Genomic DNA, 16,314 nt, shown 5'->3' on the forward strand with positions numbered 1-16,314 from the left:
TCATGCAAAGCTCGGTGATGCTTGCGCTTGGCGCATTCCGCTTCTCGGTCTCGACCGCCGCCTATCAGAAGTTCGAGCGGTCTTCCGAATGGCGGTGGCCTCCCACGGATCGCATCGGCATGGCCCCAGCCAAGCAATACGTCGGACCCGGGGAGGACACGATCACCGTCGATGGCGTGATCTTCCCGCAATATCGCGGCGGTCTGCGGCAGATGGATATGATGCGCGCGCAAGCCGGTCTCGGGCAGCCGCTCCCGCTGATCACCGGCTTCGGCCGCTATCTCGGCTTCTACTGCATAGAGAAGGTTAGAGAGAGCATGGACACGTTCATGTCGGATGGCGCTCCGCGCAAGATCGAGTTCACCGTTGAGCTGGGGGCCTATTCCTGATGGCCGAGACCTACACCACCATGGAAGGCGATACCGTCGACATGATCGCCTGGAGCCGGTTCGGCGTCACGCACGGCGCGACCGAAGCAATCCTGCGTGCCAACCAGGGGCTTGCCGCAGCCGGGACGCGCCTGCCGCAGGGCTTGACCATCGTCATCCCATCGTACAGCCCGAAGAAGGTCTCGGCAGCCGCGAGGATTTGGTCGTGACGCCTGCCGCACGCGTGGTCCTGGACGGGAACGACATCACCGCGAACCTGATCCCGGCACCCTTCGGCATGCCGCTGCTCGGCGGCGGCGTTGGCATCCCAGGAGGGTTGGTCCCAGGGATCGGTAACGGCGGCGGTCCGCTGCTCTCGCTGACAATTCAGGACAACGAGGGCAAGAAGTCCGACTCGTGCGAGCTGGAGTTGGACAACCGCGAGTACATCCCATCACCAGGTAAAGGCTCGAAGCTCCAAGTATGGCTCGGCTTCGTCGAGAGCGGCATCAACTTTATGGGCTCGTATCAGATCGACTCATGGACGAAGAAGGGGCGTCCGAAGATCATGACCGTCTCGGCGAAGGCCGCCGGGCTGACGACCGAGATCAAGGCCCCGAAGTCGCGCTCATATCACGAGAAGAGCATCGACGAGATCGTGCAGTACATCGCCGGGCGCAACGGCCTGCGTGCGATCGTCGCCGGTGAGCTGGGCAGCATCAAGCCGGGGCACCTCGACCAATCCAATGAGTCCGACCTCAACTTCCTCACGCGCCTCGCGGGCCGCGTCGGCGGAAACTTCAAGCTGGCGAACGACACGGTCATCTTCAACAAGGCGGGCTCCGGGCAACTCCCGGGCGGCGGCGCGGCCCCGACCTTCATGCTTACCGAGACCGGGCAAACGGATTGGGACTGCACGGGCTCAACGCGCGGCGACTACGAGTCGGTCGAGGCGGCGTGGCACAACATCAAGAAGGGCGAGCGCGAGTGGGTCAAAGCGAGCGGGGCAGGCGGCGGGAGCGGTGGCCGCAACGGGCCGAAGCATCGCGTGCGCAAGCTCTTCAAGACCAAGGAAGAAGCCGAAGCCCAAGCGAAGGCGACCAAGAGCGCGCTTGCTCGCGGCGAGAAGGTGTTCGCGGCGAGCTTCCCAGGCCGGACCGAGATGTTCGCCGGCGCTGGCCTCACGGCGGTCGGCTTCGATCCTGATTGCGACGGCGGCTACACCATCAAGTCCGCTACGCACACGCTGAATAGTTCGGGCCTCAAGACGCGCATCTCATGTGAGACGGCGAGCGAGAACGGCGATGGGTGGCGCAACGGATAGATAAGCGGCATAGCCACACTTCGACGTTTATTGTTCATTAATCTGGGAATCGTTAGTATCTTCGCATCGGCGTATCAAGCTCTATGCTTGCAACGCAGGTGTTTGAGTGCCGCAATGGCGGCCGACCCACCCCTGGGAACAGCGGCTTTAAATCCGTTGCGCGCACTCATGCTTGATATTGTCGGCTTGGTTACCGCTGTGGTAACCGCTCTCACCGCCCTAATTGGGGCCGCTGCCTTGCTTGTCCGAGCACTTGAGTTTCTCGTTCGGAGCATCGGACGGCTGAATCAGTCATTGCGAAAGCTTCGCAGCGAATTTCGCACTCGGAGTCTTCCGAAGCGAGGGCATAGCCCTGCCAGATTGCGTGCCAAGCGACCGCAGCCAAGCAAGTCGCATACGATCGATATCTGAATAGAATCTGAAGTCTGCGTTGGTCATTCGTGAAGCGGAATATTGTGGGCGTCCGATAAGGACTACCGAAACGGTCCCGCCAACTACGCGGCTAATAGCCATGATGCTCCCCAACAACCGGAGAGCACCATGTCGATCAGTATCAAGAAGGGGTTCGGCTATCGTGACGGGTCACCGTTCCCGTTCAAGAAGAGCCCGAACCACGGCGGCGCTCTGAAGCCGCGCTTCATCGTCATTCACGATACCGCGTCTGGTCTCAAGGACGACGGCGACATTTCGTGGCTTACTAATCAGGCGGCGAAGGTCTCCGCGCACGTCGTCGTGAGCCGCGAGGGCAAGATCACCCAGCTCGTTCCGTTCAACGTGGTCGCATGGCACGCCGGTCAGTCCCAATGGAAAGGGCTGAAGTTCATGAACAGCTACGCCATTGGGATCGAGATCGATAACCCTGGCAAGCTTCAGAAGGTGTCGGACGGCGTCTATAAGAACGACGTCTGCACGATCGACACGAACGAGAACCCATCGCTGAAGGTCGAGTACGCGAAGACGGCGGCTCACGGTGCGGGCTATTGGCTGCACTACAGCCCAGAGCAGATCGCGGCCGTCACCGATCTGTGCTTCGCGCTCGCGCAAGCGTTCAAAATCGAGGACATCATCACGCATTGGATGATCTCCCCCGGCCGGAAGATCGACACCAACCCGCTATACCCGCTCGATCAGTTGCGTGCGTCTGTGCTGCCCTACAAGCCGGTCGGTCTTATGGGCACGCTGGACGGCGGCGAGCGGCAGGACAGCGACGAGTCCGGTGAGGAGCACGTCACGCTCGAACCGCCGTGCGACGTGCAAGACGAGAGCGCGACGAAGCCCGGCAAGCTGAAGGCGTTCATCAAGAGCAAGCTCACGGCGGGCACCGGCCTGTTCACCGGCCTTTCGCTGTCGTCCTTCACGGGCCTGCTCACCGACTGGAAGGTGATCGTGGCGCTGGGCGGAGTGATCATCGTGGGCCTGGGCGTGTGGTTCTGGATCGACCGCGATGATGGCTAAGCTCGCTCAGTCGATGGCCGACAAACTCGGCTTCGGCGATCTGCTTTGGCAGATCGCCACTTCAGATGGCGTCCTTTTGCTGGTCGCGGGGCTGATAGTGATCGCCGCGCTGGTCGGTCACTTCCCGGTGCTCTCAAAGCTTTCGGCACTGCAACAGTACGTCATCCCGGCAAAGCTCGCCGTGTACGCCGTTATTTTCCTGTTCGCGTTCCTTCTCGGCTTCCGGACGGCCGACGATCGGGCAGAGGCGAAGGCGCTGCGGGCCGATGTCGCGAGGAAAGCTGAGGTGATCGCCGCGAAGGACTTCGATCTGCGTCTCGCGATCGAGGCTACCGAAGTGGCGCAGAAGCAACGTGATGAAGCGGCGCTCCGCGCCAAGGAAGCTCAGGACGAAATTGATGACTATGCCCAACGCCTCCAGGCGCGCCCTAATGCTTCTTGCCTGCTCGCTCCTAGCGATTTCCCTGGCGGCTTGCCAGACGACGGCAAGCGTTAGGCCTTCGCCGAGCTTCACCATGCCGCACGAGTCAACGCTCGTGCTCGACGAAGTGCCCGCTCCGAACGTCAAGCCAGGTGACGACGCTCGGGTCGCTTGGCGTCTGGAGCGTGCTGCCCGGATCGAAGCCAATCATCGGCTCCGTATCTCTCGGTCCAACGTGCGCGACGTGCGCCTGAATGCATCGGCCCAAGCCAAATGATTACCATCCCGGAATGGCTGATTGGCGTGCTCGGCACCGGCTTCGGCGCCGTGATTGCACTCTTGATCCGCAATGCCGTGGCGCACACCAAGAACGAAGCGTCCGCCAAGGCAGGGCAGGCCATTGCCAATGAGGCCAAGGCCGCGGCCGCCGATGCGCAGCGCCTCGCCGCCGCGACCGAGCGCGATCTGGCTCAATTTCGTGAGCGGGTCGCGCAGGAATACGCGACCGTCCAACTGATCGACCGGATCGAAGAGCGCCTTGTCGGTGCGCTGGATCGCATCGGCGCGCGCTTCGATCAGTTTCTTCTCACGCAAGGCAAGTCAAAGTGACGACCACAGACAAACAACGTAAGGCGATGATCTGAGACCTGTCTGCGAAAGGACTTCGAGCCGTGGCGCTCGACAATGGCTCGGTGGATGGCCGCTACGACTACTGGAACGGTAGTCTGTGGCATGACATTTTTTGCCCTGGTGATCGACACCAGTAAATTCGGAGTAGCAAAAGTTAAGTTATGCAACTATATTGCACATAGTCGGGGATTGGGAGCGCCTGGATGCCCAAGAAGAATACGGTTACTCTTCGCAATCCGAAATGGAAGAGAGAATTACAGCTTCGGATAAAGCGTCCTCCCGTTCGGGTACGAGGCAAGGGGGACGGCGGTGGCGGTGACGGCGGCGGGCATGGTGTTGATCAGCTCTGGCGCCGTATGAATGAATTAGAGCAAAAATATACAAGGATGACGGAAGCGTTTGCTGAAGTTGTTTGGAAACAAGAAATCGGAATTGACATTCGATCAGCAAAGATGAGGCGAACGGTGCCCGTTCGCATTTATATTGGTGACGAGTTGGACCAAGAACGCGATGAGCGTTCTATTAAATTACTTAAGCAGCTGGTCTGGGACCTCGCAGGTGAGGCTGGATATTCTTCGCTGTTTGAGCTTCCTGACGACTATGGATCGTTCAAAAAATTCACAGGGTTCATCAGTAAATGGCTGGGGACCGAAGACGATGCACTCAAAAAGATAGAGCAATTGGAGGCTGCCGCAAGGACTGTTCTATTGGACAAGCCAAGTGCAGAAGTTAATGTGACGAACAGCAAAGCTGTGTCGGAAGTGATTGCACAGTTGGCTGAGTACGACGAGGCCGCGCTGCAGCTGGGAAATATGGTCATCGTTAAGCGTACGCTATCTGACGGCCGCAAGATGCTTATGACCGGTCTTCTATCAAGAGAGAGCCTTCAGAAGCTTGAGCGGGATTACGTTGAACAAATCAAACCAGAGAACTCTCAGCGTTTGCTTGAGGAATCAAGCAAATACACGATTGTCGAACAAACGGAAGCTCATGCGCGACCAGCGATAGCTTCTGATGACGAGCGTATAAAAGCGCAGAAGACGCCGTAAGTCGCCCTGCAAAACGAGTAGCGCTCGCATTGAGTTAGTCCGTGACAATCAGTAACTTGCTCACCCAAAGGCAAGCGCTCTTGCCCTTGGGGCGGATGCAGGCAAGGCCGGTTGCGGAGACATCCTCGACGAGGACTTCGCCGCGCTTGTCGATCAGGGGGCACCCTTTGGACACGGCATAACGAAGCGCCATTCTCGGGTCGTCCTTGCCAGGCTCAGGAACTTGAGCACGATCTCGGTGCTCGGGCAGGCGAGTGCGTCCGCGTCGCTCTTGATCCGCCCCGATCGCCCGATTTCGGGCGCGGCAACCAGCAAACTCTTTTAGCGACGACTTGCGAAGGACACGAGGGTGGATGCCGATAACCGTTTTTCGGTTTGGGCCCATCATTAAGTTGCTTCACCCTACATACCCGCGAAATTTATCCGGGAAAATACGGGTTTCCCTTCGAAGGATAACCGCAAACTCACGGATAGTATTTTCCGACTGGTAAACTATTTATTGACGGCGCGGATAGCGATTTTGTATATGCTGGTCGTATCTGCTATTTTAGAGGGAGTTGACGGGAAAATGTCTAGCGAAGACGAGGTGATCGCTGATGCAGGCGCTGACGTTGAAGATGGTCAGGGTCGCCAGCGTTCCACGATTTCTTTTCCCTATGCTGACCTGAATAGTGCTGTGGCGTTGGCGCAGGCAATCCATGGGAATGTGGGGCTTGGAGACTGCGACGACTCGCAACTCGCTGCGTGGACAAACCAGAGCGTCAAGAGCAGCACATTTCGCGTCCAGCTCACGGCCGCACGCCTATTTGGTCTGATGGGAACAGACGGGGCGGGGAAACACAGGCTGACAGAGCTTGGGCGTATGATCGTCGATCCAAGCCGTACAAGAGAGGCCAGGGCACGCTCTTTTCTGATGGTGCCGTTGTTCAAAGCAGTATTCGACAATTACAACGGCTCGATCCTGCCGCCAGCTGCGGCCCTAGCGCGCGACATGGTCGCCCTTGGCGTTGCCGAGAAGACGAAGGATAGAGCTAGGCAAGTCTTTGAACGCTCGGCCGACCAGGCAGGCTTTTTTGGTAGCGGTCGCGATCGGCTCGTTATGCCCGGTATCACGATAGGTGTACGACTTCCTAAGCCGGACGCGGATCGGCACGACGGGAAAGATAGAGAAGCGGCAGGGAAGGATCCGCTGATTGACGCGCTGATCCAGAAGCTTCCCAAAACAGGAGACCCGTGGTCTGCGGACGAGCGTGTCACTTGGCTTCAGATGATCTCGATGGCTTTCCAGATGACCTACGGCCCCACCGAGGCAATCGAAATCAAGAAGAAGGGCGAGTAGCGTTTCGCTGGATCAATGGCAAAGCATCGTCCTCCCAAAACACCCGATTTGATAATTGGGCCTATGCCGGTGAACGTGGTCAACAAGACCTTAGGAACCGAGCTTGAGGTCGGTGATGTCATTTTGACGCGCGGTGCGCAGCGGCACGCGAACAGGCGTCACCCCGAGGATTATCCAAAGTGCCTGCCGCACTTGGCGAGTGTAATTGCTAATCCTCGATACATCGGGGACGATCACACCAACAGCGGGATTGAGATTTGGGGCTATGTTGCCACTTTAGGAGCGCTCGTGCTCGTTGCCGTCGAGCTTATCCCGGATGATGAAGGGAGATACCATATTTCTAGCTTTTACATGGTCTCCGAGAAAAAAGCCGATGCCCGCAGGTTGAAGGGCTTCTTGAAAGTAGCACAATAGAAAAGGGCCCCGAAAGTGTCGGAGCCCCTTTTAATTTACGGGAAAATAGATTTGCTGGGGTGCCCACACCCAGATCTCTTCGCTGGTTTCCCAGCTACTTTGCCTGTTGAACGTTCGATCGACAGGCGTGTGAGGAGGCCGTTCTCACCTCAAAACTCATCTCCCGCAAAGCAACCTTTGCACGCCGGGGAAGTTCCCGCAAGTTAGAACTAGCCCTAAAACGTGACATTTGGGTTACTTTTATTGTGTCCCGGAAATATGGGGAGCCTTGCAGGGACCTGCAAGGAGCCTTCCGATTTTTCAAATCGCAATCGCATGTGATGGCGGACCTAAGGTCCTTTCCATGCACGGCCGATGCACGGATATGCACGGATATGCACGGATGTTCTTACTTTGATCTGCCCTCAGAGACCCAAATACGCCCTCTGGTATACCAGAATAAGTTCAAATTTTTGAATAGGATCAATGATTTAGGTGGTGGGCGCACAAGGGATCGAACCTTGGACCTCTCCCGTGTGAAGGGAACGCTCTCCCGCTGAGCTATGCGCCCGGATCCCGGTGGCTGCCGGCCGTGAGGCCATAGGAGGCAGCTGCCGAAGCAGTCCGTCGGAGCCCGGGATTTACGAAGCGCGGGCAGGGGGTGTCAAGGATTTGCGGCGCGGTCGGCGAGGAAAACTGCTGGGGAATGCCGGGCTGGCGCCGATCGGGTCGAAAACCTGCCCGTTCGCGGCCCGATCTTCTCCAAGCGGAGAGGCGGGTTTGCCTCTCCCATATCAGTCTGACGGGACCTCAAGCCCCGATCTGGCGGGCGCGGGAGGCGTGGGACTGCAGCGCGCGGATGCGGTCGGCGAGGGTGCCGCCCTGAGGGGCGCCCGTGGCTGTACCCGTCGGAGCGGGAACGCCGTTGGCATTAGCGGGCTTGGTCGCGGGCTCGGCGGCCAGCATGGCCTCGATGGTCGAGTTGGGGCCCTCGATCTGCATCGCGAGCTTGGCGACCTCGGCGGCGATGTCGTTGATGCGCTCGCGCAGCAGCGCGTTCTCCATCCGCTCCTGGGCCCAGGTGCTCTCGGCCTGCTGCTGGATCGCGTTCATCTCGCGCTGCAGCTTGGTGCGCTCGTCGCGGGCGGCCTGCAGTTGCTCTTCAAGCGTGGCCTTCTCGGACTTCAGGCGCTCGAACGCGGCCGACTTGCCGCTGCCCATGCCGGCGAACTCCTCGCGCAGCTCCTTCAGGGCGCGATCGGCCGCCGCATTGGCCTCGCGCAGCTGGTTGTTCTCGAAATCGCGCTCGGCGAGCAGCTTGCCCTGGGTCGACAGCCGGCCCTCGAGGTCGGCGACGCGCGTCGCCAGCATCTCGGCTTCCTTGACCTGGACGATCAGCTGGCGGTCGAGCTCGGTGACGCGCTGGCTCAGATTCTCGACCCGCGCGCGGGCGTCGTTGAGCGCCCTGGTCGCGGTGTCGGATTCGTCGCGCTCCAGCGTCAGGCGCGCCTGGGTCGCGGAGAATTCCTTCTCGGCGTCGGAGACGCGGCTGCGCAGCTCCTCGACCTGGGTCTTGACCGAGACCAGCTCGACCTGGCGGCTGTCGGCCAGCAGTGCCTTGTCGTTGAGCTCGGTGGTCAGGCGGACCTGCTCGGCCTGCTTCTCCTTCAGCGCCTGCTCGGCGGCGCGCAGCGCCTCGGTCTTGGCGGCGAACTCTTCTTCCGTCGCGCGCAGCTGGTCCTTCAGCGCCTTCTCGCGCGCCTCCAGCGCGAAGATCGCGGCGTTCTTCTCGCCGAGCTCGATCTTCATGCGGTTGATGGCGTCGGTCTTCTTGCCGAGATCGGCGAGCTGGCCAGTGGCCTTGTTCTTGAGCGCGTCGACGCTCATCTCCAGCCGCCGCGCCGACATCGCGAACTCCGCGCGCAGCTGGTCCTTGTCGGCCTGGATCTCGGCCATCGACAGCGGCGTCGCCGCCTCGAGCCGGCGCGTCGTCAGGCGCACCGCACGATTGTGCACCAGCGGCACGATCATGAGGGCACAGAGCATGGCGATCAGAAAACCGATCGCAAAATACATGATCGGCTCGACCATGACGCACAACTCCCGGTCCAAAATGATTAACGGAATCACAATGCCACGGCGGGCTGATTCATTGCCAGCCCATTGCCGTGTTAACCTTGATCCGTCACGGGAGAACGTGTCGTAGCGGTATCAGTCGGCTATCAGAACGGGTTCCAGGTCGCACTCGGGGTGAATTTGAGGTAGCCGACATTGGCGCCGAGCCGCAGGCCGATGCCGGACCTGATCGGCACCAGCACGATGTTGTTCGCCGTCAGCGCCGTCATGCCGAAGCCGCCGACGATATAGGCGGAGCCGTCGATGCCGACGAAGCGCTGATAGATCGCGCTCGTCGCCGGCAGGTTGTAGACCAAGGTCATGGTGCGTGCGCCGTCGCCGCCCCAGTCGAAGCCGAGCGAGGGGCCCTGCCAGTAGACGCGGAGATCGCCGGCGTTCTTGGTGTAGAGCGTGCCCTCGCCGTAACGAAGCCCGGCGACGAAGGCGCCGGCGCCCTCCTCGCCCAGGATGTAGCCGTTCGGCAGGCCCCATTGGCTGACCGCGCGCTCGATCACCGAGGCGAGGCCGCGCGAGACGTTGCCGAAGAAGCGGTGGCCGGCATTGACCAGCTCGTCCGGCCCGAAGCTGTCCGGGGCCGGGGCGCGCTGCGGCGGCGGCGCGGGCTGCTGGTAAGGCGGCGCGGCCTGGTAGGGGGGCGCTCCCTGGGGCGGCGGCGCAGGCGGGGGCGCCTGCTGCGCGGCGACCGACGCGGTCATGGCCAGAACGGCCGCAAGCGTCGTGGCGGCGAGGCGGATTGCGAAACTCATCGATGGAAATCCCCTGCTATCGGCTGCCCGACCTGCGCCTTTAACCTCACGCCAACCGCATCGGGCGATTGTCGGGCGAGGGGCGATAGCCCCTGCGACTCCCATGTTATCGGCAGCAACTATGACCGCACAACGGCAACAACGGAACTGGAGCGGCTCAAAGCCGCTGTTTTGCCGCGCAATTGCCGTCATCGCGCTCGTCGCGCTGCTGCTGCCGCCGATCGGCGCGCCAGCGGCCACCACCCAGCGGATCATCGCCAACCGCTTCAGCGGGCTCGCGATCGACGGCTTCGATCCCGTTTCCTATTTCGTCGACGGTCAGGCCCTGATGGGCCTGCCGGATTTCGAGGCGGCGCAGGGCGGGGTGGTCTGGCGGTTCCGCAACGAGGGCAACCGCGCCTCCTTCCTGGCCCATCCGGAGGTCTATGGTCCGCAATTCGGCGGCTACGATCCGACTGACGTCGCGCGCGGCGTCACCGTGGCCGGCAACCCGCGCCTGTTCGCCGTGGTCGAGGAGCGGCTGTTCCTGTTCAGCCGCGAGGATACAAGGGACGCCTTCGCTGCCGATCCCGCGCGCTACCTGCCGCGGGCGGAGGCGCGCTGGCCGGCGCTGGAGCAGGATCTGCCGCAGTGATGCGGGCGGGGGCCGCCTCAGACCTTCACGGCCGCAGGATCGCCCCAGGCGATGAAGGCCGGTATGATGAAGCCGTCGGTGCGCTCGCCGAACCGCAGCGGTGCGCCGGTCTCGCTGGTGACGGTGCCGCCGGCGGCCGTGACCACGGCATGGCCTGCCGCGACGTCCCATTCTGAAGTCGGGCCGAGCCGGGGGTAGATGTCGGCCAGGCCCTCGGCCAGCCGGCCGAACTTCACGGCCGAGCCGAGCTGCAGGCGGATGGCGCCCGGACGCGCCGCAATCAGGGCCTCGCTGCCGGGATCGCCATGCGAACGGCTGACCGCGGCGACCCAGGCCTCGCCCGGCTTCGGCATGGGACGGGTGCGGATCGGCTCCGCGGCGCCCAGACCTGCCTCCGAGAACGACAGCCGCTCGGCGCCGCGGCCGACGAGGCCGCGCCAGATCAGGCCGATCGCCGGCGCGCAGACGATGCCGAGCAGCGGGCTCGCATCGCTCACCAGCGCCAGATTGACCGTGAATTCGCCGCGGCCGGCGACGAACTCCTTGGTGCCGTCGAGCGGGTCGATCAGAAAGAAGCTGCCCTTGAACGGCCCCGTGCTCGCCCCGACCCGTTCCTCCGACAGGGCCGGGATCTCGGGCGCCAGCCGCGCCAGGCCCTCGGCGATGACGCGGTCGGCGGCGAGATCGGCCTCGGTGACCGGCGAGCCGTCGGATTTATCGGTGACGCACATCGCGCGCCGGTTCACGGCCATGATCGCATGGGCGGCCTGGACGACGAGCTCGGTCAGGGGCGTCATCAGCGCTGCGGCAGCCTCGATGCCGACGGTTGCTGCGGTCGGGCCCGTCGTCATCGCGACGCGCTCCGTGCGGCCGTTCCATCTGCAGCTTGCATGGGCAATGTCCTCATCTCGTGGTCCCGTCTTCGGCCCCAATCTTCTCCGGGCCTGCCCGCGGCGCATCCAGATACTGCCGACCTGTATGCCGGGCCGATCCCTCGAGCGGCGGCCTGGACGACCGCCACGTACTTTCCCGTGGCAGGCTCTAAGCTCGGTGGCGGTCCCTGCTTTCGCAGTGTATCAAGCGTCAAGGCAAGCATGATTCGTCAAAGTTCGCGGTTTTCCAGGAACATCGAATGTCCGGCACGTCCTCTCCAGAGATCGCCAATCCGATTCCCGCTCCCGATACGCTCGAACTTGCCGCTCTGCTCTGCTCGAAGGTCTGTCACGACCTGATTAGTCCGGTCGGAGCGATCGTCAACGGGCTCGAGGTGCTCGACGACAATCCGAAGCCCGAGGACCGCGAATTCGCGCTGGAGCTGATCCGCAAGAGCGCCAAGACGGCGTCGGCGCGGCTGCAGTTCTGCCGGCTGGCGTTCGGCGCCGCCGGCTCGGCGGGCGCGCAGATCGACGTCGGCGACGCGCAGACCATGGCGCGCGGCCACATCGAGGACGCCAAGACCTCCATCACCTGGAATCTGCCGCGGCTGCTGCTGCCCAAGAACCGGGTCAAGCTGCTGCTCAACATGATGGTCGTGGCACAGCAGACGATCCCGCGCGGCGGCGTTCTCACCGTCGATCCGATCGGCGAGGGCGAGACGATGAGCTTCCGTGTTGCCGCGACCGGGCTCAATGCCCGCCTGCCGCAGAACATCGTCAACCTGCTCGCCGGCGCGCACCAGTCGACCATCGATGCCCACGCCGTGCAGCCCTATTACACGCGCCTGCTTGCCGACGCCTGCGGCCTGAAGGTGACGCTGGCCGCCGACGGCGACGCGATGGTCGTGCAGGCCTCCTGATCGAAATCGGGCCTCGGCCCGGGCGGGCGCCGGCGGCATCGCAGGTCGTGCGATCCTTGCCGGTCTGGCCTGCGACCTCGTGTCGTAAATCCACGGCACAATCCGTTCACCATGGTTAATCAAACCTTGCGGATGTTTCCGGATTTGTCCGGAGACACCTTATCTCTTTGTTGAGTCCGTTCATTTGCGCTTACTCAACTAATATTAAACGCTTTGCACCGAAACTGGCCACGGTTTGAAGGGCGCGTCATGTCGCGTTCCGTTGCGTGCGAAGGCCAGTTTCATGGATGATCTGTTGCGTGAGTTCCTGACGGAGACCAGCGAGAGCCTGGATACCGTCGACAATCAGTTGGTGCGGTTCGAGCAGGAGCCGAATAACGCCAAGATCCTGGATAACATCTTCCGCCTGGTACACACGATCAAGGGAACTTGCGGCTTCCTCGGCCTGCCGCGGCTCGAAGCCCTGGCGCACGCCGCCGAAACCCTGATGGGCAAATTCCGCGACGGCATGCCGGTGACCGGCGAGGCCGTGACCTTGATCCTGACCACCATCGACCGCATCAAGGACATCCTGGGACAGCTCGAGGCCAACGAGGCCGAGCCCGAAGGCGAGGACCGCGACCTCATCAGCGAGCTCGAGGCGATGGTCGAGCGCGGCATGGCCGCCATGGCCGCCGCCGAGGCCGCGCCACCTCTCGTCCCGGCTGCGGCAGCACCGGCGGCCGCGCCCGCGATGACGCAGGGCTCACTGATCGACCAGACGCTGGAGCGGCCGCTGCGTCCGGGCGAGGTGTCGCTCGACGAATTGGAGCGCGCCTTCCGCGAGACCGCGATCGAGATGGCGCCCGCGCATGAAAAGGCGCCTGAAGCCAAACCTGCTGAGCACAAGCCGGCTGCACCGGCGCCGATCGCCAAGGCCGAGCCCGCCAAGGCGGAAGCAAAGGCGGAGGCCAAGGCTGAAGCGCCGAAGAAGGCGGCGCGGCCCAAGGCCAATGCCGACGGCGAGGTGCATGAGAACGACAAGGTCGCCAACCAGTCGATCCGCGTCAATGTCGACACGCTCGAACATCTGATGACGATGGTCTCGGAGCTGGTGCTGACCCGCAACCAACTGCTCGAGATTGCCCGCCGCAACGAGGACACCGAGTTCAAGGTACCGCTGCAGCGGCTCTCCAACGTCACCGCCGAGCTGCAGGAGGGCGTCATGAAGACGCGCATGCAGCCGATCGGCAATGCCTGGCAGAAGCTGCCGCGCATCGTCCGCGACCTCGCGACCGAACTCGGCAAGCAGATCGAGCTCGAGATGCACGGCGCCGACACCGAGCTCGACCGCCAGGTGCTCGACCTGATCAAGGATCCGCTCACCCACATGGTGCGCAACTCCGCCGATCACGGCCTGGAGACGATGGCCGAGCGCGCCGCCGCCAACAAGCCGGACCAGGGCACGATCCGCCTCTCCGCCTATCATGAAGGCGGCCACATCATCATCTGCATCGCCGACAACGGCCGCGGCCTCAACACCGAGCGCATCAAGGCCAAGGCGGTCGCGAACGGTCTCGTCACCGAGGCCGAGCTCGAGAAGATGACGGAAGCGCAGATCCACAAGTTCATCTTCGAGCCGGGCTTCTCGACGGCGGCCGCCGTCACCTCGGTCTCCGGCCGCGGCGTCGGCATGGACGTGGTGCGCACCAACATCGACCAGATCGGCGGCACCATCGACGTCAAGTCGGTGGCCGGCGAGGGCACCTCGGTCACCATCAAGATCCCGCTGACGCTCGCCATCGTCTCGGCGCTGATCGTCGAAGCCGGTGGCGACCGCTTCGCGATCCCGCAGCTGTCCGTGGTCGAACTGGTGCGCGCGCGCGCCAATTCCGAGCACCGCATCGAGCGCATCAAGGACACGGCCGTGCTGCGCCTGCGCAACAAGCTGCTGCCGCTGATGCATCTGAAGAAGCTGCTGAAGATCGATGACGGCTCGTCGACCGATCCGGAGAACGGCTTCATCGTGGTGACGCAGGTCGGCAGCCAGACCTTCGGCATCGTGGTCGACAGCGTGTTCCACACCGAGGAAATCGTCGTCAAGCCGATGTCGACCAAGCTGCGGCACATCGACATGTTCTCGGGCAACACCATCCTCGGCGACGGCGCCGTCATCATGATCATCGATCCGAACGGCATCGCGAAAGCGCTCGGCGCATCCGGTTCGGCTTCGCAGGCTGTCGCCGACGAGCATGCCGCGCATCACATCATCGGCGGCGAGCAGCTCACCTCGCTGCTGGTGTTCCGCGCCGGCACGGCGCAGCCCAAGGCGGTGCCGCTGGCGCTGGTCACGCGCCTGGAAGAGATCGCGGCCGACAAGATCGAGATCTCCAACGGCCGCTACATGGTGCAGTATCGCGATCAGCTGATGCCGCTGGTGCAGATGGAAGGCGTGTCGGTACAGACCACCGGCTCGCAGCCGATCCTGGTGTTCGCCGACGAGACCCGCGCGATGGGCCTCGTGGTCGACGAGATCATCGACATCGTCGAGGAGCGGCTCAACATCCAGGTCTCCGGCGCCCGCGACGGCATCCTCGGCTCGGCGGTGATCAAGGGCCAGGCGACGGAAGTGATCGACGTCGGCCACTTCCTGCCGATGGCGTTCGCCGACTGGTTCATCCGCAAGGAGATGCACACCGACTCGCAGACGCAGTCGGTGCTGCTGGTCGACGACTCGCCGTTCTTCCGCAACATGCTGGCACCGGTGCTGAAGTCGGCCGGCTACAAGGTGCGCACGGCGGCCTCGGCGATCGAGGGCCTGGCCACGCTGCGCTCCGGGCACACCTTCGACATCGTGGTCACCGACATCGAGATGCCGGAAATGAACGGCTTCGAGTTTGCCGAGGCGATCCGCTCCGACCAGAACCTGCATGAGCTGCCGGTCATCGCCGTGTCGTCGCTGGTGTCGCCGGCGGCGATCGAGCGCGGCCGCCAGGCCGGGCTCTACGACTACATCGCCAAGTTCGACCGGCCCGGCCTGATCGCGGCGCTGAAGGAACAGATCGAGGAACGGGCGCGCGCCGACGCCAACCGGCGGGCCGCGTGACACCAAGGGGGCAGGAGTAGCGTGCGATGAGCAGCAAGATCGAAACCACCGACGGCGCGGCCGTCGAATACGTCACCGCGATGATCGGCGGCCAGCTGTTCGGCCTGCCGATCTCGCGGGTGCAGGACGTGTTCATGCCGGAGCGGCTGACGCGGGTGCCGCTGTCGTCGGCTGAGATCGCCGGCGTTCTGAACCTGCGCGGCCGCATCGTCACCGTGGTCGACATGCGGGCGCGGCTCGGCCTCGCCCGGGCCGATGACGGCAAGCCGCCGATGGCGGTCGGCGTCGACCTGCGCGGCGAGTCCTATGGTCTCTTGATCGACCAGATCGGCGAGGTGCTGCGGCTGCCCGAAGAGAGCCGGGAGGAGAACCCGGTGAACCTCGATCCGCGCATGGCGAAGCTCGCGGGCGGCGTGCACCGTCTCGATGGACAGCTGATGGTCATCCTCGATGTCGATCGCGTGCTCGAACTGGCGGCTGACAAGATGGCGGCGTGAGGCCGCAGCATGAGCCCGACCATGCGAGACCGCGCGGTCGGAATGGATCCTGATTTCGAGAGGCTGATATGAGAACGTGTCTGGTAGTTGACGATTCGAGCGTCATTCGAAAAGTGGCGCGGCGCATTCTGGAAGGTCTGGATTTCCAGATCGTCGAAGCGGAGGACGGTGAGCAGGCGCTCGAAATCTGCAAGCGCGGGCTGCCCGATGCGGTCCTGCTCGACTGGAACATGCCGGTGATGGACGGCTATGAGTTCCTCGGCAATCTCAGGCGCATGCCTGGCGGCGATGCGCCGAAGGTCGTGTTCTGCACCACCGAGAACGACGTCGCGCACATTGCGCGGGCGCTGCACGCCGGTGCCAACGAGTACATCATGAAGCCGTTCGACAAAGACATCGTGACAGCCAAATTCCAGGAAGTCGGGCTGATCTGACCTCCGTC

Annotated in this window: 18 protein-coding genes and 1 tRNA gene; 14 read left to right on the top strand and 5 right to left on the bottom strand. The window is 62.8% G+C overall.

The genetic code is table 11. The annotated features are described in order from the left end of the window. Nucleotides 1–2 precede the first annotated feature (2 nt). From S58_RS08285 to S58_RS08315, 7 genes are all read left to right on the top strand, one after another. A complete protein-coding gene (locus tag S58_RS08285) occupies nucleotides 3–389 on the top strand; it encodes a phage tail protein (RefSeq protein ID WP_042338985.1) in 387 nt (128 codons plus the stop codon). After that, nucleotides 389–598, top strand: coding sequence for a tail protein X (locus S58_RS08290; protein ID WP_015664826.1), 210 nt, complete (start codon nucleotides 389–391; stop codon nucleotides 596–598). Before S58_RS08285 ends, S58_RS08290 begins: the two co-directional genes overlap by 1 nt. A 68-nt stretch (nucleotides 599–666) precedes the next feature. Next, nucleotides 667–1,692, top strand: coding sequence for a phage late control D family protein (locus tag S58_RS08295; RefSeq protein ID WP_144058491.1), 1,026 nt, complete (start codon nucleotides 667–669; stop codon nucleotides 1,690–1,692). A 453-nt stretch (nucleotides 1,693–2,145) separates the two neighbouring features. After that, the gene (locus tag S58_RS08300) at nucleotides 2,146–3,147 is read left to right on the top strand and encodes an N-acetylmuramoyl-L-alanine amidase (RefSeq protein WP_015664828.1); all 1,002 of its coding nucleotides are present in this window, start codon (nucleotides 2,146–2,148) and stop codon (nucleotides 3,145–3,147) included. Beyond that, nucleotides 3,137–3,643 carry a hypothetical protein gene (locus S58_RS08305; protein ID WP_015664829.1) on the top strand — a complete coding sequence of 169 codons (507 nt, stop codon included), beginning with the start codon at nucleotides 3,137–3,139 and terminating at the stop codon, nucleotides 3,641–3,643. The genes S58_RS08300 and S58_RS08305 overlap by 11 nt, the downstream gene beginning before the upstream one ends. Before the next feature lie 228 nt (nucleotides 3,644–3,871). Beyond that, nucleotides 3,872–4,177 (top strand): hypothetical protein, encoded by a 306-nt coding sequence (locus S58_RS08310; protein ID WP_244440730.1) that lies wholly within the window; start codon nucleotides 3,872–3,874, stop codon nucleotides 4,175–4,177. Between the two features lie 224 nt (nucleotides 4,178–4,401). Continuing rightward, nucleotides 4,402–5,247 carry a hypothetical protein gene (locus S58_RS08315; RefSeq protein ID WP_015664832.1) on the top strand — a complete coding sequence of 282 codons (846 nt, stop codon included), beginning with the start codon at nucleotides 4,402–4,404 and terminating at the stop codon, nucleotides 5,245–5,247. 34 nt (nucleotides 5,248–5,281) lie between these two features. Here the strand turns inward: S58_RS08315 and S58_RS38095 are convergent, their stop codons facing one another. Continuing rightward, a complete protein-coding gene (locus S58_RS38095; RefSeq protein WP_015664833.1) occupies nucleotides 5,282–5,440 on the bottom strand; it encodes a hypothetical protein in 159 nt (52 codons plus the stop codon). Between the two features lie 333 nt (nucleotides 5,441–5,773). On the opposite strand from S58_RS38095, the gene S58_RS08320 reads away from it, so the two are divergent. Next, a complete protein-coding gene (locus S58_RS08320; RefSeq protein WP_042338990.1) occupies nucleotides 5,774–6,586 on the top strand; it encodes a hypothetical protein in 813 nt (270 codons plus the stop codon). Nucleotides 6,587–6,649: 63 nt separating this feature from the next. Next, on the top strand, nucleotides 6,650–7,000 hold the full coding sequence (locus tag S58_RS08325; protein ID WP_015664835.1) for a PBECR3 domain-containing polyvalent protein: 351 nt from the start codon (nucleotides 6,650–6,652) through the stop codon (nucleotides 6,998–7,000). A gap of 475 nt (nucleotides 7,001–7,475) precedes the next feature. Here the strand turns inward: S58_RS08325 and S58_RS08330 are convergent. The 3 genes from S58_RS08330 to S58_RS08340 form a co-directional block, all read right to left on the bottom strand. Then, nucleotides 7,476–7,550 (bottom strand) — tRNA-Val (locus S58_RS08330). Between the two features lie 239 nt (nucleotides 7,551–7,789). Then, nucleotides 7,790–9,070 carry a coiled-coil domain-containing protein gene (locus S58_RS08335; RefSeq protein ID WP_015664836.1) on the bottom strand — a complete coding sequence of 427 codons (1,281 nt, stop codon included), beginning with the start codon at nucleotides 9,068–9,070 and terminating at the stop codon, nucleotides 7,790–7,792. A gap of 131 nt (nucleotides 9,071–9,201) precedes the next feature. Next, nucleotides 9,202–9,861, bottom strand: a complete 660-nt coding sequence (locus S58_RS08340) for a DUF1134 domain-containing protein (protein WP_015664837.1) — start codon at nucleotides 9,859–9,861, stop codon at nucleotides 9,202–9,204. 121 nt (nucleotides 9,862–9,982) lie between these two features. Here S58_RS08340 and S58_RS08345 point away from each other — a divergent pair, with 121 nt between their 5' ends. Then, nucleotides 9,983–10,495 (top strand): YHS domain-containing (seleno)protein, encoded by a 513-nt coding sequence (locus S58_RS08345; protein ID WP_015664838.1) that lies wholly within the window; start codon nucleotides 9,983–9,985, stop codon nucleotides 10,493–10,495. 17 nt (nucleotides 10,496–10,512) lie between these two features. On the opposite strand, the gene cysQ is transcribed toward S58_RS08345, so the two are convergent. After that, complete coding sequence (gene cysQ / locus S58_RS08350) at nucleotides 10,513–11,346, bottom strand: 3'(2'),5'-bisphosphate nucleotidase CysQ (RefSeq protein WP_015664839.1); 834 nt, start codon at nucleotides 11,344–11,346, stop codon at nucleotides 10,513–10,515. Between the two features lie 281 nt (nucleotides 11,347–11,627). Here cysQ and chpT point away from each other — a divergent pair, with 281 nt between their 5' ends. The 4 genes from chpT to S58_RS08370 all read left to right on the top strand — a co-directional run bounded on the left by chpT (nucleotide 11,628) and on the right by S58_RS08370 (nucleotide 16,306). Further along, nucleotides 11,628–12,290 carry a histidine phosphotransferase ChpT gene (chpT, locus tag S58_RS08355; RefSeq protein WP_015664840.1) on the top strand — a complete coding sequence of 221 codons (663 nt, stop codon included), beginning with the start codon at nucleotides 11,628–11,630 and terminating at the stop codon, nucleotides 12,288–12,290. A 283-nt stretch (nucleotides 12,291–12,573) separates the two neighbouring features. Beyond that, the gene (locus S58_RS08360; protein WP_015664841.1) at nucleotides 12,574–15,375 is read left to right on the top strand and encodes a hybrid sensor histidine kinase/response regulator; all 2,802 of its coding nucleotides are present in this window, start codon (nucleotides 12,574–12,576) and stop codon (nucleotides 15,373–15,375) included. 26 nt (nucleotides 15,376–15,401) lie between these two features. Continuing rightward, on the top strand, nucleotides 15,402–15,872 hold the full coding sequence (locus S58_RS08365) for a chemotaxis protein CheW (RefSeq protein WP_015664842.1): 471 nt from the start codon (nucleotides 15,402–15,404) through the stop codon (nucleotides 15,870–15,872). A gap of 68 nt (nucleotides 15,873–15,940) precedes the next feature. Further along, nucleotides 15,941–16,306 carry a response regulator gene (locus S58_RS08370; protein ID WP_006613312.1) on the top strand — a complete coding sequence of 122 codons (366 nt, stop codon included), beginning with the start codon at nucleotides 15,941–15,943 and terminating at the stop codon, nucleotides 16,304–16,306. The last annotated feature ends 8 nt before the right edge of the window (nucleotides 16,307–16,314 follow it).

It is taken from the genome of Bradyrhizobium oligotrophicum S58 (assembly GCF_000344805.1).
Classification (GTDB): Bacteria; Pseudomonadota; Alphaproteobacteria; order Rhizobiales; family Xanthobacteraceae; genus Bradyrhizobium; species Bradyrhizobium oligotrophicum.

What these genes read in the sequence shown, in the direction of transcription:
- S58_RS08285 (WP_042338985.1), top strand. Translation starts at nt 3, where the DNA reads ATGCAAAGCTCGGTGATGCTTGCGCTTGGCGCATTCCGCTTCTCGGTC.
- S58_RS08290 (WP_015664826.1), top strand. Translation starts at nt 389, where the DNA reads ATGGCCGAGACCTACACCACCATGGAAGGCGATACCGTCGACATGATC.
- S58_RS08295 (WP_144058491.1), top strand. Translation starts at nt 667, where the DNA reads ATGCCGCTGCTCGGCGGCGGCGTTGGCATCCCAGGAGGGTTGGTCCCA.
- S58_RS08305 (WP_015664829.1), top strand. Translation starts at nt 3,137, where the DNA reads ATGATGGCTAAGCTCGCTCAGTCGATGGCCGACAAACTCGGCTTCGGC.
- S58_RS08315 (WP_015664832.1), top strand. Translation starts at nt 4,402, where the DNA reads ATGCCCAAGAAGAATACGGTTACTCTTCGCAATCCGAAATGGAAGAGA.
- S58_RS38095 (WP_015664833.1), bottom strand. Translation starts at nt 5,440, where the DNA reads ATGGCGCTTCGTTATGCCGTGTCCAAAGGGTGCCCCCTGATCGACAAG.
- S58_RS08320 (WP_042338990.1), top strand. Translation starts at nt 5,774, where the DNA reads ATGCTGGTCGTATCTGCTATTTTAGAGGGAGTTGACGGGAAAATGTCT.
- S58_RS08325 (WP_015664835.1), top strand. Translation starts at nt 6,650, where the DNA reads ATGCCGGTGAACGTGGTCAACAAGACCTTAGGAACCGAGCTTGAGGTC.
- S58_RS08335 (WP_015664836.1), bottom strand. Translation starts at nt 9,070, where the DNA reads ATGGTCGAGCCGATCATGTATTTTGCGATCGGTTTTCTGATCGCCATG.
- S58_RS08340 (WP_015664837.1), bottom strand. Translation starts at nt 9,861, where the DNA reads ATGAGTTTCGCAATCCGCCTCGCCGCCACGACGCTTGCGGCCGTTCTG.
- S58_RS08345 (WP_015664838.1), top strand. Translation starts at nt 9,983, where the DNA reads ATGACCGCACAACGGCAACAACGGAACTGGAGCGGCTCAAAGCCGCTG.
- cysQ (WP_015664839.1), bottom strand. Translation starts at nt 11,346, where the DNA reads ATGACGACGGGCCCGACCGCAGCAACCGTCGGCATCGAGGCTGCCGCA.
- chpT (WP_015664840.1), top strand. Translation starts at nt 11,628, where the DNA reads ATGTCCGGCACGTCCTCTCCAGAGATCGCCAATCCGATTCCCGCTCCC.
- S58_RS08360 (WP_015664841.1), top strand. Translation starts at nt 12,574, where the DNA reads ATGGATGATCTGTTGCGTGAGTTCCTGACGGAGACCAGCGAGAGCCTG.
- S58_RS08365 (WP_015664842.1), top strand. Translation starts at nt 15,402, where the DNA reads ATGAGCAGCAAGATCGAAACCACCGACGGCGCGGCCGTCGAATACGTC.
- S58_RS08370 (WP_006613312.1), top strand. Translation starts at nt 15,941, where the DNA reads ATGAGAACGTGTCTGGTAGTTGACGATTCGAGCGTCATTCGAAAAGTG.